The sequence below is a fragment of the Candidatus Symbiopectobacterium sp. NZEC135 genome (genome assembly GCF_025962695.1).
This window is the reverse complement of the sequence record NZ_JAGFPF010000546.1, coordinates 1-1,241: the sequence shown is the minus strand read 5'-3', so window position 1 is coordinate 1,241 and position 1,241 is coordinate 1. Positions and strand designations below refer to the sequence as shown.

Genomic DNA, 1,241 nt, shown 5'->3' with positions numbered 1-1,241 from the left:
CCTGAGTTGTATGAAGTAATGGCAACAGAGGATCATATTCCTACAGCCTTGAATTGCACTTGGTGGGTGCAAGGTGGTAAAGGTAGTTGGATTCCCTACTCAAGACACATCCGCCAATGGCGTTACACAAATGGCGAATCCTATGTTATTCAAACAAAAAATAACAGTCTTGTGAATTATGGAAACACGTTGGAGGTTTGGGATGTGTTACAAATTCCTGCAAAATTGGCAATTGGTGCCGCTTTGTGGAGCGCATTTCCCCTTCTTCCTGCTTTCGCTCTTTCGCCACATCTCCTTCGCGGACTTGCAGCCGAGGCAATAGTTGATTTACTTGGGCGAGGTGGAGACTTTCTACTAACTGAAGAAGGAGGCACGCGTATTGCTGCAAATCGTGCAGAAATTGGTCTTTTGACCGTTGCGGCTTCGACATTCGGCTTGCCACAAGTAACACTTCTAGATCCATTACTATCTTTAATAATTGGCAACCAAACCGCTCAGGCTCAATTTCTTTCCGATAACGAGTACGACCTGTCGGCAGTTATAGAATTTCTACAACAGAACGTGTTGGCGATACCAGGTTTTAGATATCTCTCTGCACGTTTACCAGAGGTTCAAATATTGAAAGGGATTGCTGTTGGAGCATTGGATGTCTTTCACACAAACCCAAATATCATCAGTAATATCGCAAATAAGTATGGTGGTACTTTGCCGAATAGGTGCGTGGCTAAAACGAAAGGTGGACAAGGCCCTCGCTGCAAAAATTCAATTTGTACAGAAGGGAGGATGGACAAGTCTTTTCTTTGTAATGTGCACCACCATTAGATGCGCATGCATTCTTCGTAACACTATTGTTTATAGAGGGATAGGAATACATCGTGCATAAAATCAATCCACCAGCTCTGATTAAGCGCCTCCGGTGGAACTCATGGCGCCGGGTTACGTACTGGCAAACGTTGTTTTCCTTTTCGACGAAAATTCAGTTTTAACAGACAATAAATACCACGAACTCGCTTATAATTTCATACGTTACCCTGTCTGTGAATGACCTGATAAAGCTTCTTAAAACCGTATTGCGAAAAGAAAAAATCCACGCAACGGCGTGGATTTTAGAGGTTTCATTAGTCTTCATGAGATGCGATGAGATCCCATAAGACAACAAAATCAAATTAGACGTTAAACAAGAAGTTCATCACATCGCCATCTTTAACGATGTACTCTTTCCCTTCAGAACGCATTTTCCC

2 protein-coding genes and 1 pseudogene are annotated in these 1,241 nt (G+C 42.8%); 1 reads left to right on the top strand and 2 read right to left on the bottom strand.

Translation table 11 applies throughout. The features are described 5' to 3' along the window. Positions 1-822: hypothetical protein (locus J5224_RS28650; RefSeq protein WP_264628488.1), on the top strand; the 822-nt coding region annotated here is incomplete at its 5' end. Positions 823-926: 104 nt separating this feature from the next. Here the strand turns inward: J5224_RS28650 and J5224_RS28645 are convergent. Together J5224_RS28645 and J5224_RS28640 are read right to left on the bottom strand one after the other, a co-directional pair. After that, positions 927-1,079 (bottom strand): annotated as a pseudogene (locus tag J5224_RS28645) (IS3 family transposase); the annotation flags it as partial. A gap of 87 nt (positions 1,080-1,166) precedes the next feature. Next, on the bottom strand, positions 1,167-1,241 hold a 75-nt coding region (locus J5224_RS28640), incomplete at its 5' end, for a DUF933 domain-containing protein (protein ID WP_264628489.1).